This is a genomic window from Proteiniphilum sp. UBA5384 (genome assembly GCF_002410825.1).
In the GTDB taxonomy this organism is placed as follows: Bacteria; Bacteroidota; Bacteroidia; order Bacteroidales; family Dysgonomonadaceae; genus Proteiniphilum.
Window position 1 is genome coordinate 1 of record NZ_DHOS01000030.1, and the last position, 26,958, is coordinate 26,958.

At 43.4% G+C, this 26,958-nt stretch carries 23 protein-coding genes; 6 read left to right on the forward strand and 17 right to left on the reverse strand.

Annotation, left to right across the window (positions count from 1 at the left end):
* The first annotated feature begins 81 nt into the window (after window positions 1-81).
* Entirely contained in the window at window positions 82-1,602 is a 1,521-nt protein-coding gene (guaA, locus tag B4G81_RS05360) for a glutamine-hydrolyzing GMP synthase (protein WP_294080860.1), read from the forward strand.
* A 25-nt stretch (window positions 1,603-1,627) separates the two neighbouring features.
* Window positions 1,628-2,620 (forward strand): glycosyltransferase family 2 protein, encoded by a 993-nt coding sequence (locus B4G81_RS05365; RefSeq protein ID WP_294080862.1) that lies wholly within the window; start codon window positions 1,628-1,630, stop codon window positions 2,618-2,620.
* Between the two features lie 7 nt (window positions 2,621-2,627).
* Here the strand turns inward: B4G81_RS05365 and B4G81_RS05370 are convergent, their stop codons facing one another.
* From B4G81_RS05370 to B4G81_RS05390, 5 genes are read right to left on the reverse strand one after another with little or no spacing between them, the layout of a single operon-like run.
* Window positions 2,628-3,557, reverse strand: coding sequence for a hypothetical protein (locus tag B4G81_RS05370; protein WP_294080864.1), 930 nt, complete (start codon window positions 3,555-3,557; stop codon window positions 2,628-2,630).
* 4 nt (window positions 3,558-3,561) lie between these two features.
* Window positions 3,562-4,470: an alpha-1,2-fucosyltransferase gene (locus B4G81_RS05375; RefSeq protein WP_294080868.1), complete on the reverse strand. Its 909-nt coding sequence runs from the start codon at window positions 4,468-4,470 to the stop codon at window positions 3,562-3,564.
* 4 nt (window positions 4,471-4,474) lie between these two features.
* Window positions 4,475-5,443 (reverse strand): glycosyltransferase family 2 protein, encoded by a 969-nt coding sequence (locus B4G81_RS05380; protein ID WP_294080870.1) that lies wholly within the window; start codon window positions 5,441-5,443, stop codon window positions 4,475-4,477.
* A gap of 1 nt (window position 5,444) precedes the next feature.
* Entirely contained in the window at window positions 5,445-6,617 is a 1,173-nt protein-coding gene (locus tag B4G81_RS05385) for a glycosyltransferase (RefSeq protein WP_294080872.1), read from the reverse strand.
* A complete protein-coding gene (locus tag B4G81_RS05390; RefSeq protein WP_294080873.1) occupies window positions 6,617-8,689 on the reverse strand; it encodes an HD family phosphohydrolase in 2,073 nt (690 codons plus the stop codon). Before B4G81_RS05390 ends, B4G81_RS05385 begins: the two co-directional genes overlap by 1 nt.
* A 263-nt stretch (window positions 8,690-8,952) precedes the next feature.
* Here B4G81_RS05390 and B4G81_RS05395 point away from each other — a divergent pair, with 263 nt between their 5' ends.
* The 4 genes from B4G81_RS05395 to B4G81_RS05410 are packed head-to-tail and all read left to right on the forward strand — an operon-like array spanning window position 8,953 to window position 13,344.
* Entirely contained in the window at window positions 8,953-10,056 is a 1,104-nt protein-coding gene (locus tag B4G81_RS05395) for a glycoside hydrolase family 99-like domain-containing protein (protein WP_294080874.1), read from the forward strand.
* 7 nt (window positions 10,057-10,063) lie between these two features.
* The gene (locus B4G81_RS05400) at window positions 10,064-11,305 is read left to right on the forward strand and encodes a glycosyltransferase family 4 protein (protein ID WP_294080876.1); all 1,242 of its coding nucleotides are present in this window, start codon (window positions 10,064-10,066) and stop codon (window positions 11,303-11,305) included.
* A gap of 10 nt (window positions 11,306-11,315) precedes the next feature.
* The gene (locus B4G81_RS05405; protein ID WP_294080878.1) at window positions 11,316-12,392 is read left to right on the forward strand and encodes a glycosyltransferase family 4 protein; all 1,077 of its coding nucleotides are present in this window, start codon (window positions 11,316-11,318) and stop codon (window positions 12,390-12,392) included.
* Window positions 12,393-12,402: 10 nt separating this feature from the next.
* Window positions 12,403-13,344, forward strand: a complete 942-nt coding sequence (locus tag B4G81_RS05410) for a Stealth CR1 domain-containing protein (protein WP_294080880.1) — start codon at window positions 12,403-12,405, stop codon at window positions 13,342-13,344.
* A 72-nt stretch (window positions 13,345-13,416) separates the two neighbouring features.
* Here the strand turns inward: B4G81_RS05410 and B4G81_RS05415 are convergent, their stop codons facing one another.
* The 12 genes from B4G81_RS05415 to B4G81_RS05470 form a co-directional block, all read right to left on the reverse strand.
* A complete protein-coding gene (locus B4G81_RS05415; RefSeq protein ID WP_294080882.1) occupies window positions 13,417-14,208 on the reverse strand; it encodes a glycosyltransferase family 2 protein in 792 nt (263 codons plus the stop codon).
* A gap of 27 nt (window positions 14,209-14,235) precedes the next feature.
* Window positions 14,236-15,228, reverse strand: coding sequence for a stealth family protein (locus tag B4G81_RS05420; RefSeq protein WP_294080884.1), 993 nt, complete (start codon window positions 15,226-15,228; stop codon window positions 14,236-14,238).
* A 31-nt stretch (window positions 15,229-15,259) separates the two neighbouring features.
* On the reverse strand, window positions 15,260-16,774 hold the full coding sequence (gene gltX / locus B4G81_RS05425; protein WP_414703168.1) for a glutamate--tRNA ligase: 1,515 nt from the start codon (window positions 16,772-16,774) through the stop codon (window positions 15,260-15,262).
* A 113-nt stretch (window positions 16,775-16,887) separates the two neighbouring features.
* Complete coding sequence (locus B4G81_RS05430; RefSeq protein ID WP_294081133.1) at window positions 16,888-17,547, reverse strand: WbqC family protein; 660 nt, start codon at window positions 17,545-17,547, stop codon at window positions 16,888-16,890.
* 33 nt (window positions 17,548-17,580) lie between these two features.
* A complete protein-coding gene (gene lepB / locus B4G81_RS05435; protein WP_294080886.1) occupies window positions 17,581-19,047 on the reverse strand; it encodes a signal peptidase I in 1,467 nt (488 codons plus the stop codon).
* A 20-nt stretch (window positions 19,048-19,067) separates the two neighbouring features.
* Window positions 19,068-19,793: a 4-hydroxy-tetrahydrodipicolinate reductase gene (dapB, locus tag B4G81_RS05440; RefSeq protein WP_294080887.1), complete on the reverse strand. Its 726-nt coding sequence runs from the start codon at window positions 19,791-19,793 to the stop codon at window positions 19,068-19,070.
* 35 nt (window positions 19,794-19,828) lie between these two features.
* Window positions 19,829-20,926, reverse strand: a complete 1,098-nt coding sequence (locus B4G81_RS05445) for an AMP-binding protein (RefSeq protein WP_294080889.1) — start codon at window positions 20,924-20,926, stop codon at window positions 19,829-19,831.
* Window positions 20,919-21,962, reverse strand: a complete 1,044-nt coding sequence (locus B4G81_RS05450; protein WP_294080891.1) for an o-succinylbenzoate synthase — start codon at window positions 21,960-21,962, stop codon at window positions 20,919-20,921. Before B4G81_RS05450 ends, B4G81_RS05445 begins: the two co-directional genes overlap by 8 nt.
* Window positions 21,963-22,002: 40 nt before the next feature.
* On the reverse strand, window positions 22,003-22,827 hold the full coding sequence (menB, locus tag B4G81_RS05455; RefSeq protein WP_294081134.1) for a 1,4-dihydroxy-2-naphthoyl-CoA synthase: 825 nt from the start codon (window positions 22,825-22,827) through the stop codon (window positions 22,003-22,005).
* Between the two features lie 5 nt (window positions 22,828-22,832).
* On the reverse strand, window positions 22,833-24,506 hold the full coding sequence (gene menD / locus B4G81_RS05460; protein WP_294080892.1) for a 2-succinyl-5-enolpyruvyl-6-hydroxy-3-cyclohexene-1-carboxylic-acid synthase: 1,674 nt from the start codon (window positions 24,504-24,506) through the stop codon (window positions 22,833-22,835).
* Between the two features lie 128 nt (window positions 24,507-24,634).
* Window positions 24,635-25,708 carry an isochorismate synthase gene (locus tag B4G81_RS05465; protein WP_294080893.1) on the reverse strand — a complete coding sequence of 358 codons (1,074 nt, stop codon included), beginning with the start codon at window positions 25,706-25,708 and terminating at the stop codon, window positions 24,635-24,637.
* Window positions 25,705-26,937 carry a Cof-type HAD-IIB family hydrolase gene (locus B4G81_RS05470; RefSeq protein WP_294080894.1) on the reverse strand — a complete coding sequence of 411 codons (1,233 nt, stop codon included), beginning with the start codon at window positions 26,935-26,937 and terminating at the stop codon, window positions 25,705-25,707. Before B4G81_RS05470 ends, B4G81_RS05465 begins: the two co-directional genes overlap by 4 nt.
* Window positions 26,938-26,958: the final 21 nt, after the last annotated feature.

Sequence of the window (26,958 nt, forward strand, 5' to 3'; positions counted from 1 at the left end):
CTCTTATTTTCATGTACTTTTGTGTCCTGAAAATCTTTTTTGAACTGACGCCATCTGTCGGCGTTCCAATCCGATTACAATATGCACGAAAAAATTATCATCCTCGACTTCGGTTCGCAAACTACGCAGCTGATCGGTCGCCGCGTGAGAGAATTGAACACCTACTGCGAAATAGTGCCCTACAATAAATTCCCTTTCGGGGATGAATCGGTAAAGGGTGTAATCCTTTCCGGAAGCCCTTTCTCGGTGAATGATACCGAAGCTTTCAAAACCGATTTAAGCAAAATCCGCGGCCACTACCCTGTGCTGGGTATCTGCTATGGTGCGCAGCTGATGGCGCAATTGGCAGGTGGTGCAGTGGAGAAAAGTGATAGCCGTGAATATGGCCGTGCCCGTTTGCGTGTGGCTGATAAAAATGACCCTTTACTGGGATTTATTACACAGGAAAATCAAGTATGGATGTCGCACGGAGACACGATTGTCCGTATTCCGGATGGCTTTCGTGTGATAGCGTCTACCGAAGATGTGCCTTTGGCGGCTTATAAGGTGGATGATGAAAAGACCTGGGGGGTACAATTCCACCCCGAAGTATTCCATACGGAACGGGGAACAGGGATATTGGATAATTTCCTTACCGTATGCGGCATGAAGAAGGATTGGACGCCCGCTTCGTTCATTGAGACTACCGTGCAGGAGTTGAAAGAACAGTTAGGAGACGATAAGGTGATCCTTGCCCTTTCGGGTGGAGTAGATTCTTCGGTTACGGCGGTACTGCTCAACAAGGCTATAGGTAAAAACCTCACCTGTATTTTTGTAGATCACGGCCTGTTGCGTAAGAATGAGTTTGAGACCGTCCTTGAAAATTACGAGCATCTTGGACTAAATGTAATCGGCGTAGATGCGAAAGAGTATTTCTACAAGGAACTGGCAGGGGTAACTGATCCTGAGCGCAAACGCAAGATCATCGGAAAGGGATTTATTGATGTGTTCGACAGGGAAGCTCATAAGCTGGAAAATATCAAATGGTTGGCACAGGGTACCATCTATCCCGATATTATAGAATCACTCTCTATTACCGGTGTTACCATTAAGAGTCATCATAACGTAGGAGGATTGCCTGAAAAGATGAGCCTCAAGCTCTGTGAGCCGTTGAGGCTTTTGTTCAAGGATGAGGTGCGGAAGATTGGATTAGAATTGGGCATGCAGCCGCACCTTATTCATCGTCATCCATTTCCCGGACCGGGATTGGGCATACGTATACTGGGGGATATTACCCCTGAAAAGGTGCGGATAGCACAGGATGCCGACGATATATTTATCTCAAATCTCCGTTCTGTCGGGTTGTATGACAAGGTTTGGCAGGCAGGTGCCATTTTATTGCCGGTGCAATCGGTTGGTGTGATGGGGGATGAGCGCACTTATGAGAATACAGTTGCATTGCGCGCTGTGACATCTACGGATGCCATGACAGCCGACTGGGCACATCTGCCGTATGAGTTTCTGGCAAAAGTGTCGAACGAAATCATCAATAAGGTCAAGGGAGTGAACCGGGTCGTATATGATATCTCATCAAAGCCCCCCGCTACGATAGAGTGGGAATGATGAAAAACGTCTGAACAAATAGTTTATGAGTCTAATAAGTATCATCATTCCCGTACATAATACAGCCGGATATGTAAGAAGGTGTATTGATTCTGTTCGAAATCAAACTTTACAGGATATCGAAATTATTCTGGTAGAGAATCTCTCTACGGACGGTTCATCTGAGATATGCGACGAGTATCCAAGTCTTGATTCCCGCATTAAGGTATTGCATCTGGATGTGGCGGATCTATCTACTGCACGTAACGCAGGGATAAAAGTTGCCACGTCTCCCTATCTCGGATTTATCGACAGTGATGATCATATTGATCCTGAGATGTACGAGTCGATGTTAAGCGCCCTGCAGGTGAATAAGGCTGAAATGGTATATTGTAACTTAAGGTACGAAACTGAAAATGGAGAGATCCTCAGGCCTTTTTCTGACACAGGGTCAATTCAGGTAAGGCCTGCAGAGGAAATGCTTAAAGACATCTTCAGGAATAATATTGATAATTCGTGCTGTACTAAACTTTATAAAAGGGAATTATTCAATACGATATCATTTCCCGAAGGATTCTTGTTTGAAGATCACAGTATTATTTATAAAATTGTTCATCTTTGCGATACTGTGGTGCATATCGACCACGTTTTTTATCATTATATTCAACGTGAAGAAAGCATTACCAACAATTGGCAATTCAAGAAAAGATATCATTTTTTTCTTGCCGATTACGACCGGATTCTTTTTATCCGTCAGCATCCTATTTTCTCCAAGGAAGAGGAGCCTGTTGTGGTGGGCGTTATACTTAAAAATTGCTTGCGTCAGTTTCGCGATGCGCTGCTTAAAGCCAATGCGCGGGAGAAAAAAGAGGATATTCCCGTCATGAAAGAGATGTTGCGAGATTTATTACCGATTCAAAAAGATGAATTGGGTGAGAAAATGTATAAACGTTTAAGGAAAGTGCTCTATTTTACTTTTTTCTACCGGAATTTTTATCTGTTGAAAAGAAAATTGGGAAAAGAAAAGAGAGATGAATGATGTGTTATTACCACAAAAGCCATTTATCATAATCTACCCCATAAGCATTATCCAAACACATGCCTAAAAACATTCCAGGATTAGAACTGAACGTGCCCACAAATATTTCGGATTCCCTCAATATTTCCATAGCCGCAAAAAGTTTTATCATATCCTCCTTTTTGTCTATACCTTCCTTCTTCTGAAAATCTGAATAAAAATATCCTCTTTCAAAAGAATTTGTAAGAGTGTAAAAATGCCAATCTGGGAAATCTTGTCGCAAAGTTTCAATAATAGTATAATCATCAGTTAAGACAAAAGCATCTCTCAAAGAAGAATATTGCTCAGCTTTCTGAATATATGTTGCGCACTGTTCAAATGGATGCTCGACAAACTTATCTCCCCCTCGAATATGAAAACCAATGTATTTATCGGGTAGATGTAACGGTTTTATCAATTTCTCGATCTCTTCTGTTGTATGACTATTAAATCGATATATCATATTTACTATTTGCCGGGCGATATCACGCAATCCACCTTCCATCCCATTCTTCGGCTCGGAAAGATGAAGCCGGGAAAACGACGCCATCCGGAACTTACAAAATAAATCAAAAGTAAGGTAAGTCTGTTTATGATGTAATTTCCACCAGATATACCTCCATCGGTCCAGTCCATGCATGTCAAACCAAGGATCTTCGGCACGTGTATTGAATTTATGGTGAAAACTATCGTTCACTTCTTCACAGAAAGGTAAAAAATAATCATTCCAGCCATCTTTGTACTTAAAGTTAGCATCTGCAGAATACATTGTAAATTTAATATCAGCCAATAAGCAATAAATAATGGCGAGTATCATGTTATTGAACTCTGAGTAAAATCCTGAATCGCATCCCATGTGGAATATCAACTCTTTCCTAAAAGATTGATTCATCTTTTTATATTGTTCCAATGTCAGCATTTCTTTAAATAAAGACAGGGTTATGTAATAATTCTTTCCACGAATACTCTATTTCATCGTCACAAAGTACTACTTGTTTTTCAGCATTGTCAGTTAAAAGAGCAGCGTATTTACCTAAAGTTCCTTTGCTCGTTATCTGGTGTTGGCAACGGGCCATGAGGAACAAGTCCATATATCCTTTATCCGAACCATTCAAGTCTACAATGGTGAAGTTGTTCACCAGATGAAGAGAAGGTGTCAACTCGTCTGCAACCCAAGCAGGTTCATCTGAGAAAAAGTAAAAATATGCATTTTGATTCTTTTCCTGAAAGAAAGAAACAGCCTTTGCAAAATACGCCAAGGAAGCCGGTTTCCCATAATCGAATATTTCAATCTTCAAGTCTCCCCGTCGTACATGCACACCTATAGAGTAAGGACGATATATAATCTCTTCACAAAGCCTGGCATTTGTGTTATCTAACACGCCGTTTTTCATTCGGTACAAACGTTGAAATGCAGGAAGCCAGACGGCAGCAGGTAAATGATAATATCCCCCCAAATACACCGGCGGCTTTTTATCAAGAAAGCCAAAGTCCTCTACCCGCTCACCGGTATTATTACCAAGAATAAAAAAATTTCTTTTGTACACCTGGATAGCCGTGGAAGAGGCTTTCTTGAATTTAAGATACGGAAAAGCTTTCAGCAGGTCAAAGTTGCGGGCAAATTGGTTATTCAGATCGCTTCCCCACTCGTGGAAGAAAGAGAGATCATAGCGAACCCTATATCCTTTTTCAGCATACAATTGTCCGAGTAGATATTGATGCATCTGGGAAGAAACGCCTCCATCCATATTCAAAATAATCTTGGGAGAAATCAATTTCATCCGAAGAAACCTCTTATACAGACTTCTTCTCCATCTTGAGAGTACTTTCATTGCTTTATAATTTCTTTTTCCATTGATAATATTTCAACCTGAGATATCCCAAGACCGGCGAAATCTTGTAACTGGCAAATATTTTGCGTTGTCTACGAGTTAAGGTGGATTTTAGATCAGGATATAATGCAAAGCTTTTCTCCAACTTTCTCATGTCTTGTCTGGTATGATCAAAATATTCCCAGGATATTCCGTCGAAAGTCGATTGCAGATGCATCTTCGTCAATTCTTTTTTGAGAGTTTGTTTCAAACCTATTTTCTCTAGGTAATTTTTAATCCAGTCTCGGCATGCCCGAAATTGTGTGTACTGCGAATGGCTTATCTTGTAGGTCATAGAGTTCTCATAGCGATTATAGTTAAGAATTGGAGCAGCCTCTGATACAATTTTATTGGCATAAAAAATCAACTGCGTCATCAGGATGGCATCCTCTCCTAAAGAAATATCAGCCACCGTCTCTATTGGGTGCTGAAATAAAGAGCGTTTTTGAAAGTTGGACCATACACTCCAATAAGCTTTTTCGTCTAAAATCGCTCTATAATATGCTATACCTGTGAATTCTATGAATGGTATATTTGCGGATAATATAGGTTCCTTGTCGGGGTAGCAAAAGAAAAAAGGAGCAGATACAATATCCGCATTGGTTTCCTCGGCTCTATCAACTAATCGTTCGATAGCATCATTGATCAATGTATCATCAGCGTCTAAATGTTGTATATACTTGCCTGATGCTTTTTCAATACCCGTTTTCCTTGCTAAAGGGAGTCCTTGGTTCGACTTACTGATACATATGATGCGATTATCTTGCCGTTGAAGGTTTTCTATAATCTGTGGGCTATTATCAGTGCTGCCATCATTTACGATAATAATTTCTATATTGCGATAAGTTTGATGAAGAGCGCTACGGATAGATTCTTCCACATATTTCTCACTGTTATACACAGGTATAATAATAGAGACTAAAGGGGATTCCATCCTATTTTTCATCTTTTAACAATGAGTCAAACAGGTTCAACCAATTTTCCCCGACAATATCAGGGGAATACTGTGCAGCCTTGGCTATTAGCCCGGGTCTCATCGCATTTTGTTTTTCTGTGTCTTTTATCAATGCCAACAAAGTTTTTGCGTACCTCCCAAGTTTAAAAGGGGGAATTAAAAAACCATTTACTTCGGATGGAGAGAGCATTTCGCGTACTCCTGCGGTACAATCAAAGGCGACAGGTATTACCCCATTTGCCTGTGCTTCGGAAAGACAAAGTGGCCAACCTTCATACACAGACGTAAGACAAAGAATCGACGCATCATTGTAATATGATTGCACATCATTGGTATATCCTGCAAATTTTATCCGTTCTATTCTTTTCCTGTTCACATATCTCTCCAGATGCTCACGCTCAGGGCCATCTCCCACAATAATGAGCTCCCACTCTTCTGCCTTTTTATAAACCCGTTTCCATATCTTAAGTAACTTATCAATTCGTTTGTCAGCATAGGTAAGGCGCCCGGCAAACATAACCTGCTTTTTCTTGTCAAGATTGACGGTCTCAACGACTCTCTCTGTGTTATAAATTACATCTATCTTATCCTGGCTTGGTGCCCATTTCCGCAAATACTCTCTTTTATATTCATCACACAATACAGTATATGCATCTGCTAATTGATAAATACGGTCATATGTATTTATCATAGGCTTGTCATATTTTCTCAACCACATCGTTTTAGGGTAAGTCAACAAATGCCATTCCAACATTTTTCCAATAGATCCCCGACTTTTATTTTTCTTTTCATATAAGTGATGAGTAATCTCCCAAAGAGGGATGCTATGTAATGAGAAAACCAACTTGCAACCGGTCTTTGTATGTATTTCTTCAAACAATTCTACTAATTGCAGTACTACAAGAACAAATATATCTATATGTAGTTCTTTTACTGTCCTTGTAAGAAAATCAATGTTTATATGCGAATCAATGGTTTTCTTATCCGGCAGTTCAATTACTTGAATGCTTTTATTTTCACACACATTTAATGTGCGTGCACTCACATAAACCTCATACCCAAATGTTGTAATATAATTAGCGATATCAATAGTAATCCTTTCTGCTCCACCGGCAGGGAAAGTATCATGAAGAAACAGTATTTTTTTTTTCATTAATTATGCGGTTGTTTCAATTCCGGATAGGCAATACGTGAATGATATATTGTGACTAATTTTTCCGCGAAAACATCTTTTACTGTCTGTATATCTTTGAAAGTGATAGGAGCCGACTTGAAATAACCTTCGGTAACCTGGGCGTCTATAATTTTGTCAATCAGGGTATGGAGCGACTCTTCCGTATATTCGGGTAAGCTGCGTGAGGCAGCTTCCACCGAATCAGCCATCATCATAATGGCGGTTTCTTTCGTAAACGGGTTGGGGCCGGGGTAACGAAAATCGGCTTCATTCGCCTCTTTGCCGGGATTGGCATTCTTCCATGAGATATAGAAAAACTTGGGCATACTTGTCCCGTGGTGTGTTTCGATAAAATCGATAATCTGCTGAGGAAGATTGTGTTTTTGCGCGATCTTCACTCCATCCCTTACATGATTGATAATAATACGGGCGCTCTCTTCAAAAGGTAATCCTGCATGGGGATTCATGCCCGGCACCTGATTTTCTGTAAAGAAGGCGGGATTTGCCATTTTACCAATATCATGGTAGAGCGCTCCCGTTCTTATTAAAGAGGCATTGGCTCCTAATTTTGCTGCTGCCGCCATGGCCAGGTTAGATACCTGTAATGAGTGCTGAAAAGTTCCGGGCGCTTTTTCTGAAAGTTCTTTCAACAATGGTTTATTGATATTGGAAAGCTCTACCAGCGAAACTCCGGAAATAAAACCAAATGATTTTTCTACCATATAAACCAATGAATAGGAGAACATGATAAAGATAAAGTTGATAAGAAAGTACATCAACACGATCCAGTTGATCTCTTTCACATTTCCTTCCTGATACAATTCCAATCCGATATACACTATAGTATAAGTGAGGAGGATAAAGAAAGAGCTCTTGATGAGCTGGGAACGCTCCGACAATTCTTTCAGCATGAATATGGATACCATGGCTACCGCCATCTGGATGACGATGAATTCGAAGGGAAACGGCACCATGAGCGCACTCATGAGGATGGTGACGAGGCTGGCGAACAGTGCGGTGCGCGAGTCTATAAAGGTGCGGATAAGAATGGTGACGATGGCGTAAGGAATGATATAGATGCTGAAAAGTTCAAGCTTGACAGTGATAGCGGTGAGCAGTACAAAAAATGCTATCAGCAACACCATGAAAACTACATGTTTTCGGTTGCGGTATTCTGCCGGACGGAAATAAAGAAGATAGGTGTAAAACGCGATAAACAGGAACGAGATAAGTATGAATTGCCCCAATAGTATCCAATTGTTTCTGGTAGTGCCTCCGCTTCGCTCTTCTGTCACATGTTTCAAAGAAGAGAGTATGTTATAAGTCTGGGAATCGATAATTTCACCCTGGTCGATGATTCGTTGTCCTCTTTGCACCATACCATGGCTTATATCTACCTGTTGGATAAATTCTTTTTGCGCCTTTTCCGAAGTGGTAGCATCATATATTACATTTTCGTGGATATATTCATTGATATTGGCGGCTTTAAGGGTATTGGCTTCGATACTTGCCGGGACATCGTCAAGGACCTTTTCATAAGCCGAACGAATGGTAAAGAACATTTCTACTTTTCGGGACTCGGCTACATTTCCTTTTTTTATGCGGATGCTCTGCGTGCGTGATTGGTATATGCGGTCGTAATCTTCCGACCGCATAATGCCGTTATCATATATTTCATTTAATTTGTTTCGGATATAGAGTTTATATTCGGAGGGGAGTTCGGTAAGTTTGGCATTCAGGTTTGCATCCGCATCAAACTCGGCGAGGGCGTTGTGCTGTATCTCCTCATCAACCACAAAGTAGGGTTCATAAAATTCCAGAATGCTATCCTGCTCGGCCTTCAGTTGTGCAGCAGGTTTATACACGGGGAAATCGAACGGTGCAGTGAGCAGACCATATTGCCATGGCCTGCCTTCATTGAAGTTATACTTGAAACTTCCCTGTCGAGGGAAAAAGTAGGTGATAACAAGTATACCAAAAATGAAAACCAAAGGGACAAACACCCTTGTTTTGATTCTGATTTTTTTCTTATTGGTTGCCCCTTTATTCATACCTCTATGCCCTGACTTTGTAATCCGTATAATATGTCTACAACAACCAAAACGGAGAATTGTTTATATTATTGTGATTATATAGTATGGTTTCAAAATTTCCTCGTAAACCATATTACTTTTTAGCCGTATTTATTTCCAATTTAGCATTTTTTTTTGACATGTAGAAAACCGAAAGATGTTTCTTTATTTGAATTATAAAAACTATTTTTGTAGATATAATGAAGAAAAGGTAGAGCCTTATTCTATTATTTGAAAAAAATATGACCAATAAAAAAAACGATATAAAAGCCATTGCATTTTATTTGCCTCAATATCATCCTACACCGGAAAATGATCAGTGGTGGGGAAAAGGTTTTACTGAATGGACAAATGTGGGTAAGGCAAAACCTCTATTCAGAGGTCATGATCAACCTAAGGTCCCCGCAGATTTGGGATATTATGATTTACGCTTGTCGGAGGTTCGTATTGCCCAGGCAGAACTTGCTAAAGAATATGGGATTGATGGTTTTTGTTATTACCATTATTGGTTTGGCGAAGGTAAACAGATGCTGGAAAGACCGTTTAATGAAGTGCTGAGTTCGGGTGAGCCGGATTTTCCTTTTATGCTTTGCTGGGCAAATGAAAGTTGGCATTCTAAATTTTGGAGTTATAACGGAATTTACTCCAAAAAGATACTTGTTGAACAGAAATATGGTGATGAGATGGAATATGAGAGGCATTTCTTCTCTCTCCTAGACGCATTCAAAGATCCCCGGTACATACAGATAGATGGGAAACCCGTTTTCATGATCTATAAGCCGTTGGAGTTCCCGGATGTTGAGAATTTTATAAAAAAATGGCAATCTCTCGCCATTGAAAATGGATTAAAAGGTATTTTCTTTATAGGTCAATACGGTAATCCTAAGGGATGTAAGGCGGAAATGGAGAATAAAGGTTTTGACGCATTTAACTCTTTGAGGCTTTTTGATCTATTTTATAAGAAAGGATTGGTGAATAAGCTTAAGAAGAAATTGAGGTCTTTAATTCACAGGCCACATATTCTCAAATATGAGACAGTAATGAAACATTTAGTTTCCGAAGAGGATATGGAAGATGATGTATTCCCTACTATTGTGCCAAATTGGGATCATACTCCAAGGAGTAAATCGGCAGGTAATTTACTGAAGGATGCTACCCCTGAACTATTTGAGAAACATCTTGAGAATGTTTTCTCCCTATTAAAAAGAAAGAAGGGGGAACCTGTTTGTTTTATTAAATCCTGGAATGAATGGGGTGAAGGTAACTATATGGAGCCGGATTCAAAATTTGGACTGAGGTATCTTGAGGTATTCAAGGAGGTGAAGGATAGATATAACTGTAGGTAAAAAAGTGATGAATAAAGTAGCGATTGTCGTACAGCGCTATGGCAAGGAGATCAACGGAGGCGCGGAAGTCCATGCCCGTTTATTGGCCGAGCATCTGAAGGAAAAGTATGACGTGGATGTCCTGACCTCTTGCTCGCTGGCTTATCCTGACTGGGGTAATCATTATCCTGCCGGTGAGGAGGTGATAAACGGCGTCCGGGTTTTGCGCTTCCCGGATGAGGGCGAAAACCGCAGGGGGAACCGTCGGTTAGGCCGTTATCTCCGTGGAAACCGAAGGTATTTCAATGAGGCATATACACCGAAGAATTTCATCTCCTTGTCGATCAAACGTATATGGTACAGGAAAAGAAGAAATCATGACCTTCTCTTTGACTGCTGGATACAACATCATGGCCCGGTTTGTAAGGAGATGATTGCATATATTGAGCAAGAAGGTTTTCGTTATAAGGCATTTATATTTTTAAATTATCCGTTCTATCCTACTTATTTCGGGTTACAGAAAACTTCGGCCAAGAGCATTCTCATTCCATTGGCTCATGATGACTCGATGCTGTATATCCCGGGTTTCGGAAAAATGTTCTCCCTGCCGAAATTTATCATGTATAATACTGAGAGTGAAAAAAAACTGCTGGAATCGGTGTACCCCGTTACGCGCACCATCAGCTCGGATATAGCGGGGGTGGGTTTCGATTTGCCGGTATTGAATGAAAACAGGAAATCACCCGTCAGTTCTCCTTATTTTGTCTATATTGGGCGGATAGACGTGGGAAAAGGATGTCCGGAATTAATACACTACTTTTCAGCATTGAATAAATCGCATCAGGATATAAAGTTGGTAATGATTGGCAAGAACAATCTGAAAACTGTTGTTAAGAACGATCATATTATTTTTACCGGATTTATCGATGAGGAGGAAAAACTGCTGTATCTACAGCATTCTATGGGTTTGATCATTCCTTCTCGCTACGAAAGCCTGTCGATGGTCACGTTGGAGGCGATGTCTTTTGGCAAACCGGTTTTAGCCAATGGGTATTGTGATGTGTTGAAAGATCATATAACAAAGAGCCGGGCAGGCTTCCTGTATTATAACGAAAAGGATTTTATTGAAGGCGCAGATAAAATAATAAACCTGTCGGACGCTGACAAGAAGGAGATCGCGCAGAATGGCCGGTCGTATGCCTCTGAAAATTATCAATGGAAATCTATTATGGCTAAATTTGATGCTGCGATTGAGTATGTTGGAACATAAGGACGTATAGATGAAAACAAACAAGAGAAGACAGAAAAAAGTATTGGTCGATTTGTCTGAATTAAGTAATACGTATTGTGGCCTAAAGCAGGTAGCTTTAGCCTATGGAAACTATTTCAAGGAAAACTATAAAAAAGAGGAGTCAGGTTATGCGTTGACCCTTCTTATGCCTAAAAAAATGTTCGGCATGTTTGGCAGCGAGGTTCGTTATCTCAGTTCTTCAAGCCGGCTAAGAAGACGTTGCCCCTACCTGTTTCCGACATTCGACGTATGGCATTCCACGCACCAGTTGAGTCGGTTTAGACCTGTATTCCCCCGGACAAAACTTATACTCACGATTCATGACCTTAATTATCTTTACGAAACTGATGGGGACCGGCGCGAAAGAAAACACCGCAAATTACAACGTAAAGTCTCACGTGCCAATGAAATTATTTGCATTTCTGAGTTTACCAAATTGGAGGTGGAAAAGAATCTCCAACTAGGTGGCAAGGTCTGCAAAGTTATTTATAATGGCGTTGAAAATATATCCGTGAAACCGGAAATAAAGCCCCTCCGGGAAATTAAAGAACCGTTTTTCTTTTCCATAGGAACAGTCATGCAGAAAAAAAACTTTCATGTTTTGCTTGATATGATGAAATTGATGCCCGATAGGCATCTCTATATAGCGGGTGACACGAAGGTGGATGAATATGCCGGAATGATGAAGAAACGTATTGAGACGGAACAAATAGATAACGTTACGCTCCCGGGAACAATCTCGGAGGAAGAAAAAGTGTGGTTCTACGCCCACTGTGAGGCTTTTTTGTTCCCTTCGTTGCTGGAAGGATTTGGCATACCGGTTATTGAGGCCATGCAATTCGGGAAGCCTGTTTTCTCATCTCAGAAGACCAGCCTCAAAGAAATTGGAGGTAACTTTGCCTATTTTTGGCAAAACTTCGATCCGGAAAGCATGAAACAGCTGATAGATGAAAACTTGGGCAAGTTTTACCAAGACAAGGAGTTGGCGCTGAAAGAAAAAGAATATGCCGCTTCCTTTTCATACGAAAAGCACTTGGAGGCATATGAAGAACTGTACACAACTTAAAAATAAAGTTATGGAACCATTTGATATTGACTTGGTATATCTCTGGGTAGATGGAAATGATCCTAAGTGGATAGAGAAAAAGGAGCAATTTACCGGGAGGCCGGCTGATCATTCGGAAGAGAACAATAAAGGAAGATATATCAATAATGATGAGTTGAAATTTTCTTTAAGATCCGCAGAGCAATATCTACCATGGATCCGACGGATTTATATTGTCACCGATGACCAGTGCCCTGTTTGGCTGAAGAAAGATCATCCCAAGATCCAGATTGTGGATCATACGGAAATCCTTCCCCGGGAGGCATTGCCCTGCTTTAACTCGAGTGTCATTGAATATTTCCTGTATAAAATTCCCGGTCTCGCCGAACATTTCCTGTTCGCCAACGATGATATGTTCTTTAATAAACCGCTCTCGTATGATTATTTCTACGATAAGGAAGGTATGCCCATTGTCCGCTTAAAGAAAAAAATCTTTGGAAAATACCATTACCGGTTAAAAAAAATGGTACGTAAGAATCTGGGGCAATTTACTTCAATGGTGGTGGATGGCGCTTCACTTGTAAATCAGGAGTTCGGGAAATATTACTCCGGAATACCACATCATAATGTGGACGCCTACCTAAAATCAGACTATCAGTATGCCGTTGAGCAAGTTTTTGATAAACAGGTGGAAAGGTCGTTGTCGAGTCATATCCGGATGTATGGAGATATGCACCGTTCCGCTTTCTTGTATTATTCGTTGGCCGTAGGCAAAGGGCATTTACAATATGTGGGACGAAAAGAATCGATCCGTATCCCCGTGCATAAGCATGACTACGAAAACCGGTTAAATAAATATCAGCCGGATTTATTTTGCCTGAATGACAGTCAGCGGTCTAAAGATACAGATCGTGCCAGAATAAGACCTTTTTTGGAAAAACGGTTTCCTATGAAATCATCTTTCGAAAAATAATTTTGTCATACAACTTGTTGAGACTGGATTTTTCTTTTGTGCTGTGCCGGATATCTTTCTCCTGAAAGTATTTTAGAAATGTCTTACAACAAATTTTTTCCAGGCATAAGGTATTTTATCCGAGTTTATTCCCGGAATTTTAAAATTGTGTTCGTGCGCAAAGTTGCGGATATAGGTTCTGGCATGCATCAAATCCCGAAGATACTTTTCGCGATGCGCTTTATCCTGCACTGTTGAGATGGAGTTCTCCCAATAATAATAGAAATAGGTAGTATTGGGAACAACCACTAATTTATTGGCATAATATACCGCAAGAAAGGAAAATATAAGGTCTTCCACAAACCGTCCTTCCTCAAATCTCAGATTTTGTCTTTTCAAAAAATCAGTCTTGAACAGATACCGCCATACATAGCCGAATTTGCCGACATAGGTGGCCTTCATCCTGCCGTGGAGTGAAGTATATACTTTGATTTTTTTAAAGCGTTGAGATTTATACCTGTATCTTTCATTCCACATGCCGCCACATGCTATATCGGCATCCGTTTTGATAACGGCTGCCGCCATTTCCTTGTAGTAGTCAAGATTCACGGTGTCATCTACATCCATGAAATGGATATACGCACCTTTTGCGGTGTCTATGCCGATATTTCTGGCTGCTGATAAACCTTGGTTCTGCGCAAGATGAATCACTTGTACGGGATATTCCTCAGAGATGGTGGCAGACCGGTCCTGGGAACCGTCATTTATAACGATGATTTCCAGGTTTTTATAGGACTGGTTGAGCATATTCTCTAAACATGTCCTTATATATTTCTCTCCGTTATAAACAGGGATAATAACAGAAATTAATGGCTCTTTATCCATGGATTCTACTGGTTGGATAGGATGTAATTAAAGCTCAAACTGCGATTTCTCCGGCATGATGCTTTGAAACGCATCCTCAATTTCCTGCATGGTTTGGTTGTAATTGCGCATATGCTCGTTGTCGTTGATGCAGATCAACTTGTAGGATTGTTGACGTATGGCAGTCATTGACTTTTTAGCCCTTATCAGCAAAGGGAACATTTTGGTGTCCCGGTACGTGTTATAGGGCTCGAAATTCGATTGGCAAATCTGCCAGGTTTTGAACAATTCCGGCGTGTAGTCTTCCGAAGACCGGAATCGGTGAGTGGACATAGCCCGTAACTCTTCACCGGCGTATTCCCACACTTCCTCGAAAGTCTTTTTCAGGAAGGGTTGCGCATTGTGAGGAGTGCGTAGCGTAACAAATTTGTTATACCATGATAGCAGATAATTGAGTCGAGCCTTATTGCCGTACGTAGAATTATACCATTTTTCATGATCACGCTTCATAATCTCTTTCTTGTCGAAGCGGCGATTGATAATCCTGATGTTGTTCTTTAAAGATTTACTCCAGGGAGAGAATCCAAAATTTATCCGGAATGTGGCGATGTCTTGAGGAAGTCCGTTTTTAAAAAAACGTTCGACCGGTAGATGATTGGTAATGAAAAAGTCATCGTTGAAATAGACGAAGTGCTCCGTTAAATTGGGTATCCGGTGCATGTAGATCTCAATAAGGTTGGAATTGAATACCGGTAGGAATTCACCGGGGATAAAATCCTCGTGATTGACCAACTTTAACTTGGGGTGATCCGTATTGAGCCATTCGGGTTTTTGGCCGGAGGTGACAAAATGAATGTTCCTCACCCATGGTGCAAATTTTTCTACACCCCTGAACCAATATTTCAAAAGGCCGTGATCCCGAAAACGGGCTTCTGAAACTTCGTTTTTCATATTATTAATGACGCCGGAATGTTTGGCAAAACTCTCCTTCCATTTCGGGTCATCCATATCAACCCAGGTAATCACTAAATCGATATCCATTGTTATTATAGGGGGTTAAAAGATTTTCTCTTTACGGCAGGGTGCATATTGCCTGCCGTATACGACGGAGTGTTTCTTCCTTACCGATCACTTCGGTAATGTCAAACATGTGTGGTCCTTTCCCGGCACCTACGATTGCCAGCCTGAATGCATTCATAACGTTTCCGGTATGCAATTGGTTCTCCCGAATCCAATCCATTACCATTTTTTCCTGGTTTTCAGCAGAAAAATCATCCATTCCTTCGAGCAGTTCGATTAGCTGTTCCATCAATCCGGGAGTCTCTTCTTTCCAGCGTTTTTTTATTGTTTTTTCATCATATTCAGTGGGGGCAACAAAGAAAAAGTAGGATTGATCCCACAGCTCACTGATAAAATGGATACGTTCTTTTACCAGGCTCACCACTTTTTCTACTTTTTCTGCCGGAGCAGAAATCCCTTTTTCCTCCAACACCGGCATAAACTGCTTGGCCAGGTCGATATCGGCCATTTTGAGGAGATATTGGTGGTTGTACCATTTGGCTTTTTCTATATCGAATTTGGCGCCGCTCTTGCTGCATCTGTCGAAAGAAAATGCCTGTACCAGTTCGTTGAGAGAGAATATCTCCTGCTCCGTGCCGGGGTTCCATCCTAAGAAAGCAAGGAAATTGATGACCGCTTCCGGGAGATATCCGCTTTCACGATAACCGGAAGAGGTCTCGTTGGTCTTCGGATCACGCCATTGTAACGGGAAAACGGGAAACCCAAGGCGGTCGCCATCGCGCTTGCTCAGTTTGCCGTTTCCTTCCGGCTTGAGCAGAAGCGGCAAGTGGGCGAATTGCGGCATATCATCTTCCCATCCAAGGCTCCGGTAGAGCCATACATGTAGTGGTGCCGAGGGGAGCCATTCTTCACCTCTGATCACATGGGTTATTTCCATCAGATGGTCATCCACCACATTGGCCAGGTGATAGGTAGGCAATTCGTCGGCCGATTTATAAATTACCTTGTCGTCGAGTACCGAAGAGTTGATGACTACCTTGCCCCGGATCATGTCATCGACAATAATTTCCTGATTGGGTTCAATCTTGATGCGAACTACATATTGTGTGCCCGATTTTATCAAAGACTCGGTCTCTTCTGCCGGGAGTGTAAGTGAATTACGCATCCGGTCTCTGGTGGACGCGTCGTACTGGAAATTGGGAGTCTCCGCCCTTTGGCGTTCCAGCTCCTCGGGTGTGTCGAATGCGATATAGGCAGCTCCTTTATCAAGCAGGCTCTTTACATATTTTTTGTATATATCTCTTCGTTGCGATTGCTTATAAGGTCCGTAGTTCCCTCCTTTGAGGGGGCTTTCATCAAAAGGAAGCCCCAGCCAATCGAAAGTTTCGCCGATATATTCTTCGGCACCCGGTACAAACCTTGTAGAGTCGGTATCTTCTATCCGAAGTATAAAGTCACCATCCTGCTGTTTGGCAAAAAGATAGTTGTATAATGCTGTGCGTACTCCGCCTATATGTAATGGTCCGGTGGGACTGGGGGCAAAGCGCACCCTTGTCTTGTGTGTCATAATTCTTTTTCAAGTTCTAAAGGTGTTCATTCAGAAGCGTATCCTGTGAGGAATGAACCCTTCGTTTTCTTCAGTCTACAAAAGTAGAAAAAAAAGATGATGAATAGAAATCATTAATCCGTCCTTTCCGGTAAATCTTCTTTTTGTATTGGTTTGTAAGGATTCTTCATCAGGTAGATCCGGGTTTCATTCCCCAGATTGAACAACAGGTCGATGATGCTTAAATTAGGGATAAATGCCTGTTTCCGGGTAAATACCTGGTAATATGCCTCCGGTTTATAAGAAGACGGTTTTTTGGGATCGATCGTTTCACGCAGGTCAATTGTTGGGTGAGAAGTCTTTTTCGTATACCCCGAAGTATGGCTGCAAGGTGTTTCAATGCCGATATAACTACAGATAAGAAGGCGCAACTCTTCATTGAAATCGTGCAGGAAAGTGAATTTCCTCTCATAAAAAGGTCTAAAATCCTCTTCGAAATACTGAAAGAAAGGAGTGGAGTTATATGCCGAGACAATCGCATTCCAATGCAGGTGGCGCCACTCGCCATGTTCAGAGATACGAATATCCTTCATACGGTTCTTCTCTTTTTCAGGCTTCTCCACCGGAATACTGAGGGCAAGAGGGCCGTTTGCACCGGCAATGATACACCGGTTACGGTACGACTGCTTCCGGTAGCTGTCATGGACCTCGATCAGCGCCCTATCCGCATGGAAGAGGGCTGCGTAATACTCTACGGGCGCCAGATAGAACGACGACAAAATTATCATCATCAGTAAATTATCGCATCACCACATCGGCAAATCATCCTATGCCGGTATCTTGGCACTGCGGAACAGCCGTTTCCATCTTATCTTGCCGTTGAACCAGTTTTTGTCTTTCTCCAGCGACAACCAAATGAGTATGGGTTGGCCAACGATATGGTCCTCAGGAACAAATCCCCATACACGCGAGTCGGCAGAATTGTGGCGGTTGTCACCCATCATAAAGTAATAATCGAACCGGAAGGTGTATGAGTCGGCTTCCTGACCGTTGATATACACTTTGCCGTCGCGGTAGGCAAAGTCGTTGCCCTCGTAATTCTTGATGCATCGTTCGTAAGCCGCCACCTTGAATTCGATATTGTTGTCGAAATTGATCGTCTCACCTTTTTTAGGTATCCACAGCGGCCCGAAGGTGTCGCGTGTCCATCCCGTGTCGTAGTTGAGCGGATAATAATATTGTCCCGGTTGTTCCTTCTCTTTGATGATATCCCAGACGAAAGGTTTGGCTTTCAGCTGTGATACCATGTCGGCTGTCAGCGGGATGCTGAAATAAACCCTTCCGTTATTCCCGTTGCGGGGATGCAGGTTGAGCCAGGCCATACTCAGGCTGTCTGCTCCGGCAAGATCTTGTGAGCGGGGCACAACTTGTCCGTATTCATTTTGTATGAAGTAGTCGTCCTTGTTAATGCCCAAATCGCTGAAGATGCCGTCAGCAATTATGGTGCCGTCGGTATGGATCATATAATTGTGTTGGGAGAGACGGGGATTAGGCAGGAGGACGCCATCGATAAAAACGGAGTCGTTCTGCATTGCAATGGTTTCCCCGGGAAGACCGATACATCGTTTTACATAGTTCTCGCGACGGTCCACCGGACGATAGACAATCTCTCCGTAAGTGCGTTTGTCCGACCTCACTCCGGCACTGCCGTTGGAATTGTATTTCGAGAGCACATAGAAGTCACTTGCCTGCTGATTGACCGCAACGGTATCTCCGGTGGGGAAGTTGAATACTACGATATCGTTTCTTTTTACTTTTCCAAATCCTTTTAAGCGCCTGTATTTCCATTGTGGCTTCTCGATATATGATTTCCCCCCAATCACCGGCATGGTGTGCTGGGCCAAAGGAAACGATAAAGGGGTGATCGGTGCGCGGGGGCCGTAGCTCAGTTTGCTTACCGCCAGAAAATCACCCACCAGCAACGATTTTTCCAATGAAGAGGTGGGGATCTGGTAATTCTGGAAGAAGAAGGTGTTAATGAAATAGACCGCTATCAAAGCAAACAGGATGGCATCTACCCATTCCATGGTTTTTCTGAAGGCATTGTTCTTCGACTGTTTCCAGAACGACCATGGCACAAATTTAGTAATATAGATATCGAAGAATAGCAGGATAAAAAGCAATAGCCATGGAGAGCCGACCCACAATGAAAACAGCGTGGTGGCTGCCACCCATACGACAAACCATATCCATTGCCGGTGCGACGCATTTGAAAACCTGTCTTTTATAGTCATATTCAATTAAATTTTAAAAATTAACGGGTGAAGTCCAACAAATCTTCCATCGTGAGAAACCCTTTCTTCCCTCGGGTAAATTCTGCGGCAAGTACGGCGCCAAGGGCAAATCCTTTCCGGCTCTTGGCATCATGGGTGATACGGATGGTGTCGGCGTCGGATTCATAAATTACCGAATGGATACCCGGTACCTCTCCTTCCCGGAAAGCATCGATACGAAGCATATTGTCATTTGCTGCATTGTCTCCCAATGCCCATCCTTCTTTTCTGTCGCTATTGGCAAGGATACCTTCGGCAAGGGTGATGGCCGTGCCGCTGGGAGCATCCAGCTTGTGAATATGATGGGTTTCCTCCATGCGCACGTCGTAGTCGGGGTAACGGTTCATCAGTTTCGCAAGATAGTTGTTCAGTGCGAAGAAGATATTGACTCCCAGGCTGAAGTTGGAAGCGTAAAAAAATGTCCGGCCATTTTTCTCACATGCCTCCTTGATTTCATCGAGGTGTGCAAGCCACCCTGTTGTGCCCGACACCACCGGCACTCCGGCCGCAAATGCCCGGCGATAATTGTGTAAAGCACTTTCGGGAGAAGTGAATTCAATGGCTACTTCTGCACTTTTAAACTCGGAAGAACCAAATTTTTTCTCTTCGCCCATATCAATGGTGCATACAATTTCATGTCCTCTTTCACGGGCAATCTTTTCGATCTCATGCCCCATTTTTCCGTAACCGATCAGTGCAATCTTCATTTATTTATTTTCTTTAGGTAGGCAAAAATACAAAATTAATGGATATATCTGGTTGTTGATGATGATAGATTAATCTTTTTTGCGAGTTGCTTTGTGGCAGCACGGTCGGTTTTTCCATTTCCTGTTTGTGGAACGGCTTCGGTTGTATGGATGAGGAGTGGTTGCCGATGACGCGGAAGGAGTTGATGGATGGCGTTCTCAACGTAGGCCGGATCGTCCGATTGTTCTATCATAAGGATCATTGCTTCGCCTAACTTAGGGTGGGGGATGGAGGTGACAGCGAAGTTCCCGGTGATATGGGGGCGTAGAACCAGCTCTACCTCCTCTATCTGTATTTTGATTCCTCCCGAATTAATTATGTTATCACTCCTCCCAATGATACGAAAGCGGCCATCCGCACGAAATTCAGCAATGTCATTGGTGATAAATGGCTTGTCGGCCACCAATGGTGCGTCAATACTCAATCGGTTGTCCCGTGATAATGAGAGGTTGACAGATGGGAAGGGAGTATAATAGCTGCTGGCAGCAGGCCCACTGATCCTGCGTAAGGCTATATGGGAAAGAGTTTCGGTCATTCCATAAGTGGAATAGATGGCATTGGGAAATTCTTTCAAAGCTGCCTCAAGGCTTTTATCTATGGCACCCCCGCCGATGATAAGATATTTGATATGGGATAATCGTTCTTTCTCTTCGGCCAATTGCAGTGAGTTATAGACTTGAAGCGGTATCATGGCTGCAAAATCAAAAGGAATATCTGTCTGCGCAAGAGGATGGCCTCCCGGCATCACGGGGTAAAGGTCCAGTCCGGCATATAGGGCGCGAACTACCATCATCTTGCCTGCTATGTATTCGAGTGGCAGGCAGAGCAACGCTTTGTCTTCTTTTTTCAGTTGGAAGAAATCGCAGGTGCTTTTGGCACTTTGCAGCATATGCTCTTTTCGTACGGTTATCTCCTTGGGTTTTCCCGTTGATCCGGAAGTATGCAGCCGAAGGGTGGGAGATTGGGAGAACCACTCTCTCAGAAAAAGATATAATTGATGGTGAAAAGGAGATTTTCCGGCAAAACTGATCTCCCGCTCCCCCGTAAAATCTACAGGAGTGTGTACTTCGCCTTCTATCCTTATTTCATTCATTTTTCAGGAATTTTCCATTTGGATCGAGCCACAACCGGTCTCCCCTTATTTCCAGAGGCATCGGGATATTGTTGGTATACAAGGTTCCGGTACCCAGCCCCTGCGGTAACGGGTTGTTGAAGGTGGCACACCATTGGGCGATACTGTTGAGTCCTATATTCGATTCCAGGGCAGAGGTAATCCACCATCCCGCATTAATTTCGTCGGCCCGGTTGATCCATTCGGTACAGCCGGCTATGCCGCCATGTAAAGAAGGTTTTAGTATGATATACTGGGGGCGGATTGTTGCCAGTAACTCCCTCTTTTGATCGGGATTGTTTACTCCGATCAACTCTTCATCCAGGGCGATGGGCAGGGGAGTGGAGGCACATAATTCCGCCATCTTCTGCCATTCTCCGGCAGCAATGGGCTGTTCGATGGAATGGATATCGAGTTTAGCCAGTTGATGCAGTTTTTCCATCACTTCGTCATAAGTAAAATTGCCATTGGCATCCACCCGTAAGGTAATTTCATTCGCCGTATAATGATTCCGGATAAAACGGAGCAGGTGGAGTTCCCTCTCGAAGTCTAACGCTCCTATCTTGAGCTTGATACAACGGAATCCTCTCGATAGCAGCGACTCGATCTGTTGCATCATGGTGGCATGGTCTCCCATCCACACAAGGCCGTTGATGGTGATTCCTTCTTCCCCCCTGCTGAACGGGGAGTCCCATAGCTGCCATGAGCGCTGTTGATAGTGTTGCATGGCCGTTTCCAATCCGAAAAGTATCGATGGGTGGTGGCGAAGTAATTCCCGGTCCACTTGTTGCTTCTCTTCCGTAATTTTACAAAAGGATGCCAGTGTTTTTGCATAATCCGGAATATAATCACAACTAAGGTCATGGAGAGGTGCACATTCGCCTATGCCGTAATGAGATGCGTCATTATTATCCCGAAAAACAACAAACCAGACTTTATGGTCTGTATAAACACCTCTTGAGGTGCCTGCCGGCCGTTTGAACCGGAGTTGGTGGGGGATAATCTTTATCCTGAACATCTGTTGGGTTTGTTGAGAAGTTGAGAACCACTTTTCCACTTCAGGGTAGTTTGGGAAATTGCTTGAAATTGGGCTTCCGCTTTTCAAGGAATGCCTGCTTACCCTCCTGCGCCTCGTCGGTCAGATAGTAAAGCATGGTGGCATCTCCGGCCAGCTCTTGAATGCCTGCCTGCCCGTCGAGTTCGGCATTCAGACCGGCTTTTATCATACGCAGTGCCAGTGGGCTGTGCAGCATCATCGTCTCCGCCCACTCAACCACTTCGTCCTCTAATTTGTCGAGCGGTACCACCTTGTTGACCAACCCCATCTCGAGTGCTTCTTGGGCGTTGTACTGGCGGCAAAGGAACCATATCTCACGGGCTTTCTTTTGTCCCACGATTCGGGCGAGATAAGAAGAGCCGAAGCCGGCATCAAAGCTACCCACACGTGGACCGGTCTGTCCGAAGATGGCATTGTCGGAGGCGATCGAGAGGTCGCAAACTACATGCAAGACATGTCCCCCGCCAATGGCATAACCGTTGACCATTGCAATTACCGGTTTGGGAATCGACCGGATCTGCTTCTGCACGTCGAGTACGCTGAGACGGGGCACACCTTCCTTGTCGATGTAGCCGCCTTTTCCTTTTACATTCTGGTCGCCCCCCGAACAAAAAGCTTTATCGCCTGCTCCTGTAATTACCACCACGCTGACCTCCGGCATTTCACGGCAGATGCGCAAGGCGTCGCTCATCTCACCTGTGGTAGTCGGTGTAAAAGCATTGCGATAACGTGGGCGGTTGATTGTTATTCGAGCAATCCCGTTATAGAAATCGAAAAGAATATCTTCGTATTCTTTGATAGTTGTCCATTCTCTGGTTGTCATAATTTTATTTATTTAAAAATATCTTTTTGGTGATGATAATAAGACCGGATTTGTTCCGCATTCCCCTCCATTGATGTGAATACTTCCAGTAAAACCGGTTTTTCATTGTCAATACGGGTAAAGAGTGGCAAATGTTGTTCTAATTCATCGCTATTATGTGCAGAAAGATAGATAAATCCCTGCTGTTCGGCCCAGGCTTTTGCTTCTGTTGTATGTGCGGCGGCAATGTATTCATCCAAAGCCTCCGATTTGTTCAATCCGCGCAGGATGCTGAATATCTCTCCTCCTCCGTTGTTATTCAGTAGGATACGTAAGTTTCGGTCCAAATAATTATTCCAAAGACCGTTCATATCATAGAAGAAACTCAAGTCTCCAATCAGCAGGAAAGTGAGGTTGCCGGATGCCGCAGCATATCCCACGCAAGTAGAGAGTGACCCTTCTATACCGTTGGTACCCCGGTTACAGAACACCCTCACCGACGGAGGAGCTTCGAATAGTTGTGCCAGTCGTACGCTGTTGCTGTTGCCTATCTGTAGAGAAGCATTTTCCGGCAGCGAGTGCATCAATGCGCCTGTGGCATAAAGATCGGAAAAAGCGACTTCCGGTTCCGTCACGGATGCACAGGCACGTTCCCAAAGATTCCGGAACCCCCTTGCTCCTTCGGGTGTGGCGGACGGGTTTTCTGCCAGATAGCGTAGAAATGTTGCATAATCGCTCCGTATAATATCAGTAACCCGCTGAAATGGGTCGGTGACCTCGCCGGAAGGAGAAATATGCCAGTGTTCACGTATATTTGCTGAGCGGATGAACTGTTTCAACCGTTTGGAAACAATATGTCCGCCCAGGCTAATCACCAGATCGGGTGTCCACTCTTCCAATGCTGTCTCTGATGCGGCATAGAGCACCGTGTCAAAAGCTGATATCTCTTTTACGGGGATATTGGATAACTGCTCCGCCAGTACAACGATATTAGTTTTCTGTCGAAGTTTTTCCAATATTTCGGTCAGGCCATGATTGGGAGGGAGTTGGCCAACAATGATCATCCGTTTGGAATAGTTGGCGAATCGTTCTGCATACCTGTCTTCCTTATGGATTATATATCCGGCTGTGGATTGCCGGATTACACGAACGGGGGGCAGGGCAGGGGTATTGAAGCCAAATAGCGGTTCACCCAAAGGAATGTTTATGTGTGACGGCCCTTTTACGTTGATATCCAAGCTGAGTATAGCCTCATTGATCAACCGGTTACAATACCATTCTTCCTCTTCATCTCTTATTTGGGGAAGATGGACCGACTGTCGGGTGATTTCTCTGAAGATACCTGTCTGGGGGATAGTCTGGCCATCCATTTGCCCTATCCAGGCAGCAGGACGATCGGCCGTGATGACCAATAAGGGTAACTGTTGATAAAAAGCTTCTGCCACCGCAGGGCCGAGGTTCAGGGCTGCTGTTCCTGATGTGCAGCAGACTACTGCCGGTTTCCCGACGGCTTGTATGACCCCCAGTGCAAAAAAACCGGCACTCCTCTCATCCACAATGCTGTAACAGGTAAAGTCGCTGTCCATTGCAAAAGAATGGGTAAGCGGTGAATTCCGGGAACCGGGAGACAGTACGATATGTGTAATGTCGTGCGCTTTGAGCAGCGCTATCAGTTGTAAAACATTTCTTTTTTCCGAGTACATATATTTAAATTAAAAGTGAAAAATTAAAAGTGAAAAATTAAATTTCACCATTCACATTTAATTGCAAATTTCTAATCATCAATTGTCTAATTCTGAACTATTAATTCTTCATTTTTCATTCTTCATTATCAATAAATGATATTCAGCATAATTTCCAACTTATGTTCGGTTTCTTCCCATTCGTCATCCAAGGAGGAGGAAGCGAGTAAACCGCTGCCGGCAAACAAAGTAAGCGATTTTCTCTCAATATGCATGCATCTCAGGTTTACATACAGATCAGTTTCGCCCCGGGTGTCGAGCATACCCAGAAAACCGGCATAATAAAGGCGGTCGTGTTCCTCGTTTTCCTGAATGAACCGGTAGGCCTCCTCCTTGGGAAGTCCCGAGATGGCAGGAGTAGGATGGAGCGCTTTTAGCAGTGTGCCGGGCTTTGGTATTTCCGGCAGGATGAAATTAAAATCTGTACGCAGATGTGCGAGGTGGCCGGCATTCACTGTATAGGGACCATTTATCTCGGGGGTAATATGAAAGGATGAGAGCTGTTTAAGAAGGTAGGATGTGACCAGATGCTGTTCCCTGAGGTTTTTGTCATCCCATGTTACAGCATCTGAATTGGGATAGCGGGTTCCGGCAAGTGCCATCGTATGCCATTCGTCTTTTACACCTGTCAAGAGTATCTCGGGTGTGCTCCCCAGCCATGTACCGCTTTGAGGCGTATGAAAAAGGTATACATAAGAATGAGGGTATTTCTCTGTCGCATTAAAAAAAGCACATCCCGGGGAAAACCCATCTTCTCTGCGGATAGTCTTGCTTCGCGACAATACCAGTTTTTTCATCTCACCACTTGTCAGTGGTGCCAGGAAACGGTTGAAGAGCAGGCTGTACGCTGTTTTATCCTTACTGCTATATGTTTTAGAATTGGTTTTATGCTGCCGTTTGTTCAAAAGGGAAACATCTACATCCGGAAAGGTGGTGCGATCGGGACGAATGACGATTACAGGTGATGTCGCGGTCGTACGGAAAGGAGCGATCACAAATCCTTGCTGCCCGTTCAGTGCTTCGATATCTTCAAAGATGGAGGGAAGACCGGATGTTTGCATCACAAACCGGTGTGTGGATTCATACGGCAGCCTGAAAGTAGCGAAACTGGCATTCTGTTCGATCAGTACATCTAAAATACGTGAATTCTGTTGTTCTGTCATCTCTTTTTTAATACACTATTGACAACCCTGATGGAAGAGATGAGTTTGTCGGTTGAAGTAAAAACATCTACATTCCATACATGTGATGAACGTCCTTTGTGGATAATTGTTCCCACAGCACGTACCGAATCGCCTTCATGCGCTGAAGAGAGATGGTTGCCGCTAATCTGCATCCCCACGACAATATCATCCGGTTCGCATATCAGCATCGATCCCATTCCTGCTACTGTTTCTGCCAGTGCTAAGGTAGCTCCCCCGTGCAGTATCCCAAATGGTTGGCGGGTGCGTTCATCTACCGGCATTACCGCTTCAATGCGGCTTGCCGAAGCGTAGGTGTATTGAATACCCAGATTACCCATCAGTGTGTTTTGATTGCCTGCATTCAATCTTTCCGGTGGAATATCTGCCGGGCTGACCGCTGCAATGATAAATTTCTGTACTGCAAGAGCTACACCGTCATTGTCATTATTTTCAGTGGTGTAATCGGCACAGGCCTTGATCGAGTCCTGGGCATTCCCCATGGCAATACCCAGGCCGGCAAGTTGGAGCATCGAAAAGTCCCGTCGGCCATCGCCGATCGCCATCACCTCTTCGGAGGTAATTCCCAATTTTTCAATCAAAACACCCAGCGTATTTCCTTTATCTATAAAAGGGGGAACTACCTCAAGAAAGAAAGATTCCGACCGATATACATCCAACACACCGGCCAAACGTTTTCTCCACTGGTCTTTCAAGGCTACCAATGCAGTCTCGTTGTCGCTGACCAGTACACATTTACAGGGGGAGAAGTCTACAGCGGCAGAAAGGTTTTCTACTGCCACGATTTCCATTCCATTGAGGGTTGCTTCATTGCGAATATGTTCGTTTTCGGGGTCCGTAGTGATAAGCTGATTCTTGTGATAGGTGAAAATGCCGAATCCGTTTTTATTTGCTTTCTTCTCAAGATAGGGAAACATCACCGGGTCTATCCTTTTTTCAAACATCACCTCATCGTTTCCCGTATCAATGACCTGAGCTCCGTTGTAGGGAAGGATATATCCTCCCCATTTTTTCATTTCCAGTTTTTCCACCAAATGACGGAGACCGTACGGCGACCGCCCTGAAGCCAACACAATACGTATGCCCGCATGTTGTATTTTTAACAGCGTTGTCAACGTTTGTACGGATAATTCTTTTTTGCTGTTCACCAATGTGCCGTCCACATCAAGAACTAATAGTTTATATTTCATACGATTAAAACTTTTATTTTT

Bases quoted from the DNA above. Each gene is read 5' to 3' on its own strand.
- B4G81_RS05410 (WP_294080880.1), top strand. From the start codon at position 12,403: ATGGAACCATTTGATATTGACTTGGTATATCTCTGGGTAGATGGAAAT.
- B4G81_RS05470 (WP_294080894.1), bottom strand. From the start codon at position 26,937: ATGAAATATAAACTATTAGTTCTTGATGTGGACGGCACATTGGTGAAC.
- dapB (WP_294080887.1), bottom strand. From the start codon at position 19,793: ATGAAGATTGCACTGATCGGTTACGGAAAAATGGGGCATGAGATCGAA.
- B4G81_RS05390 (WP_294080873.1), bottom strand. From the start codon at position 8,689: ATGAATAAAGGGGCAACCAATAAGAAAAAAATCAGAATCAAAACAAGG.
- gltX (WP_414703168.1), bottom strand. From the start codon at position 16,774: ATGACACACAAGACAAGGGTGCGCTTTGCCCCCAGTCCCACCGGACCA.
- B4G81_RS05405 (WP_294080878.1), top strand. From the start codon at position 11,316: ATGAAAACAAACAAGAGAAGACAGAAAAAAGTATTGGTCGATTTGTCT.
- B4G81_RS05380 (WP_294080870.1), bottom strand. From the start codon at position 5,443: ATGGAATCCCCTTTAGTCTCTATTATTATACCTGTGTATAACAGTGAG.
- B4G81_RS05395 (WP_294080874.1), top strand. From the start codon at position 8,953: ATGACCAATAAAAAAAACGATATAAAAGCCATTGCATTTTATTTGCCT.
- B4G81_RS05400 (WP_294080876.1), top strand. From the start codon at position 10,064: ATGAATAAAGTAGCGATTGTCGTACAGCGCTATGGCAAGGAGATCAAC.
- B4G81_RS05445 (WP_294080889.1), bottom strand. From the start codon at position 20,926: ATGAATGAAATAAGGATAGAAGGCGAAGTACACACTCCTGTAGATTTT.
- B4G81_RS05415 (WP_294080882.1), bottom strand. From the start codon at position 14,208: ATGGATAAAGAGCCATTAATTTCTGTTATTATCCCTGTTTATAACGGA.
- B4G81_RS05420 (WP_294080884.1), bottom strand. From the start codon at position 15,228: ATGGATATCGATTTAGTGATTACCTGGGTTGATATGGATGACCCGAAA.
- menD (WP_294080892.1), bottom strand. From the start codon at position 24,506: ATGTACTCGGAAAAAAGAAATGTTTTACAACTGATAGCGCTGCTCAAA.
- B4G81_RS05465 (WP_294080893.1), bottom strand. From the start codon at position 25,708: ATGACAGAACAACAGAATTCACGTATTTTAGATGTACTGATCGAACAG.
- B4G81_RS05385 (WP_294080872.1), bottom strand. From the start codon at position 6,617: ATGAAAAAAAAAATACTGTTTCTTCATGATACTTTCCCTGCCGGTGGA.
- lepB (WP_294080886.1), bottom strand. From the start codon at position 19,047: ATGACTATAAAAGACAGGTTTTCAAATGCGTCGCACCGGCAATGGATA.
- B4G81_RS05365 (WP_294080862.1), top strand. From the start codon at position 1,628: ATGAGTCTAATAAGTATCATCATTCCCGTACATAATACAGCCGGATAT.
- guaA (WP_294080860.1), top strand. From the start codon at position 82: ATGCACGAAAAAATTATCATCCTCGACTTCGGTTCGCAAACTACGCAG.
- B4G81_RS05370 (WP_294080864.1), bottom strand. From the start codon at position 3,557: ATGCTGACATTGGAACAATATAAAAAGATGAATCAATCTTTTAGGAAA.
- B4G81_RS05375 (WP_294080868.1), bottom strand. From the start codon at position 4,470: ATGAAAGTACTCTCAAGATGGAGAAGAAGTCTGTATAAGAGGTTTCTT.
- B4G81_RS05450 (WP_294080891.1), bottom strand. From the start codon at position 21,962: ATGTTCAGGATAAAGATTATCCCCCACCAACTCCGGTTCAAACGGCCG.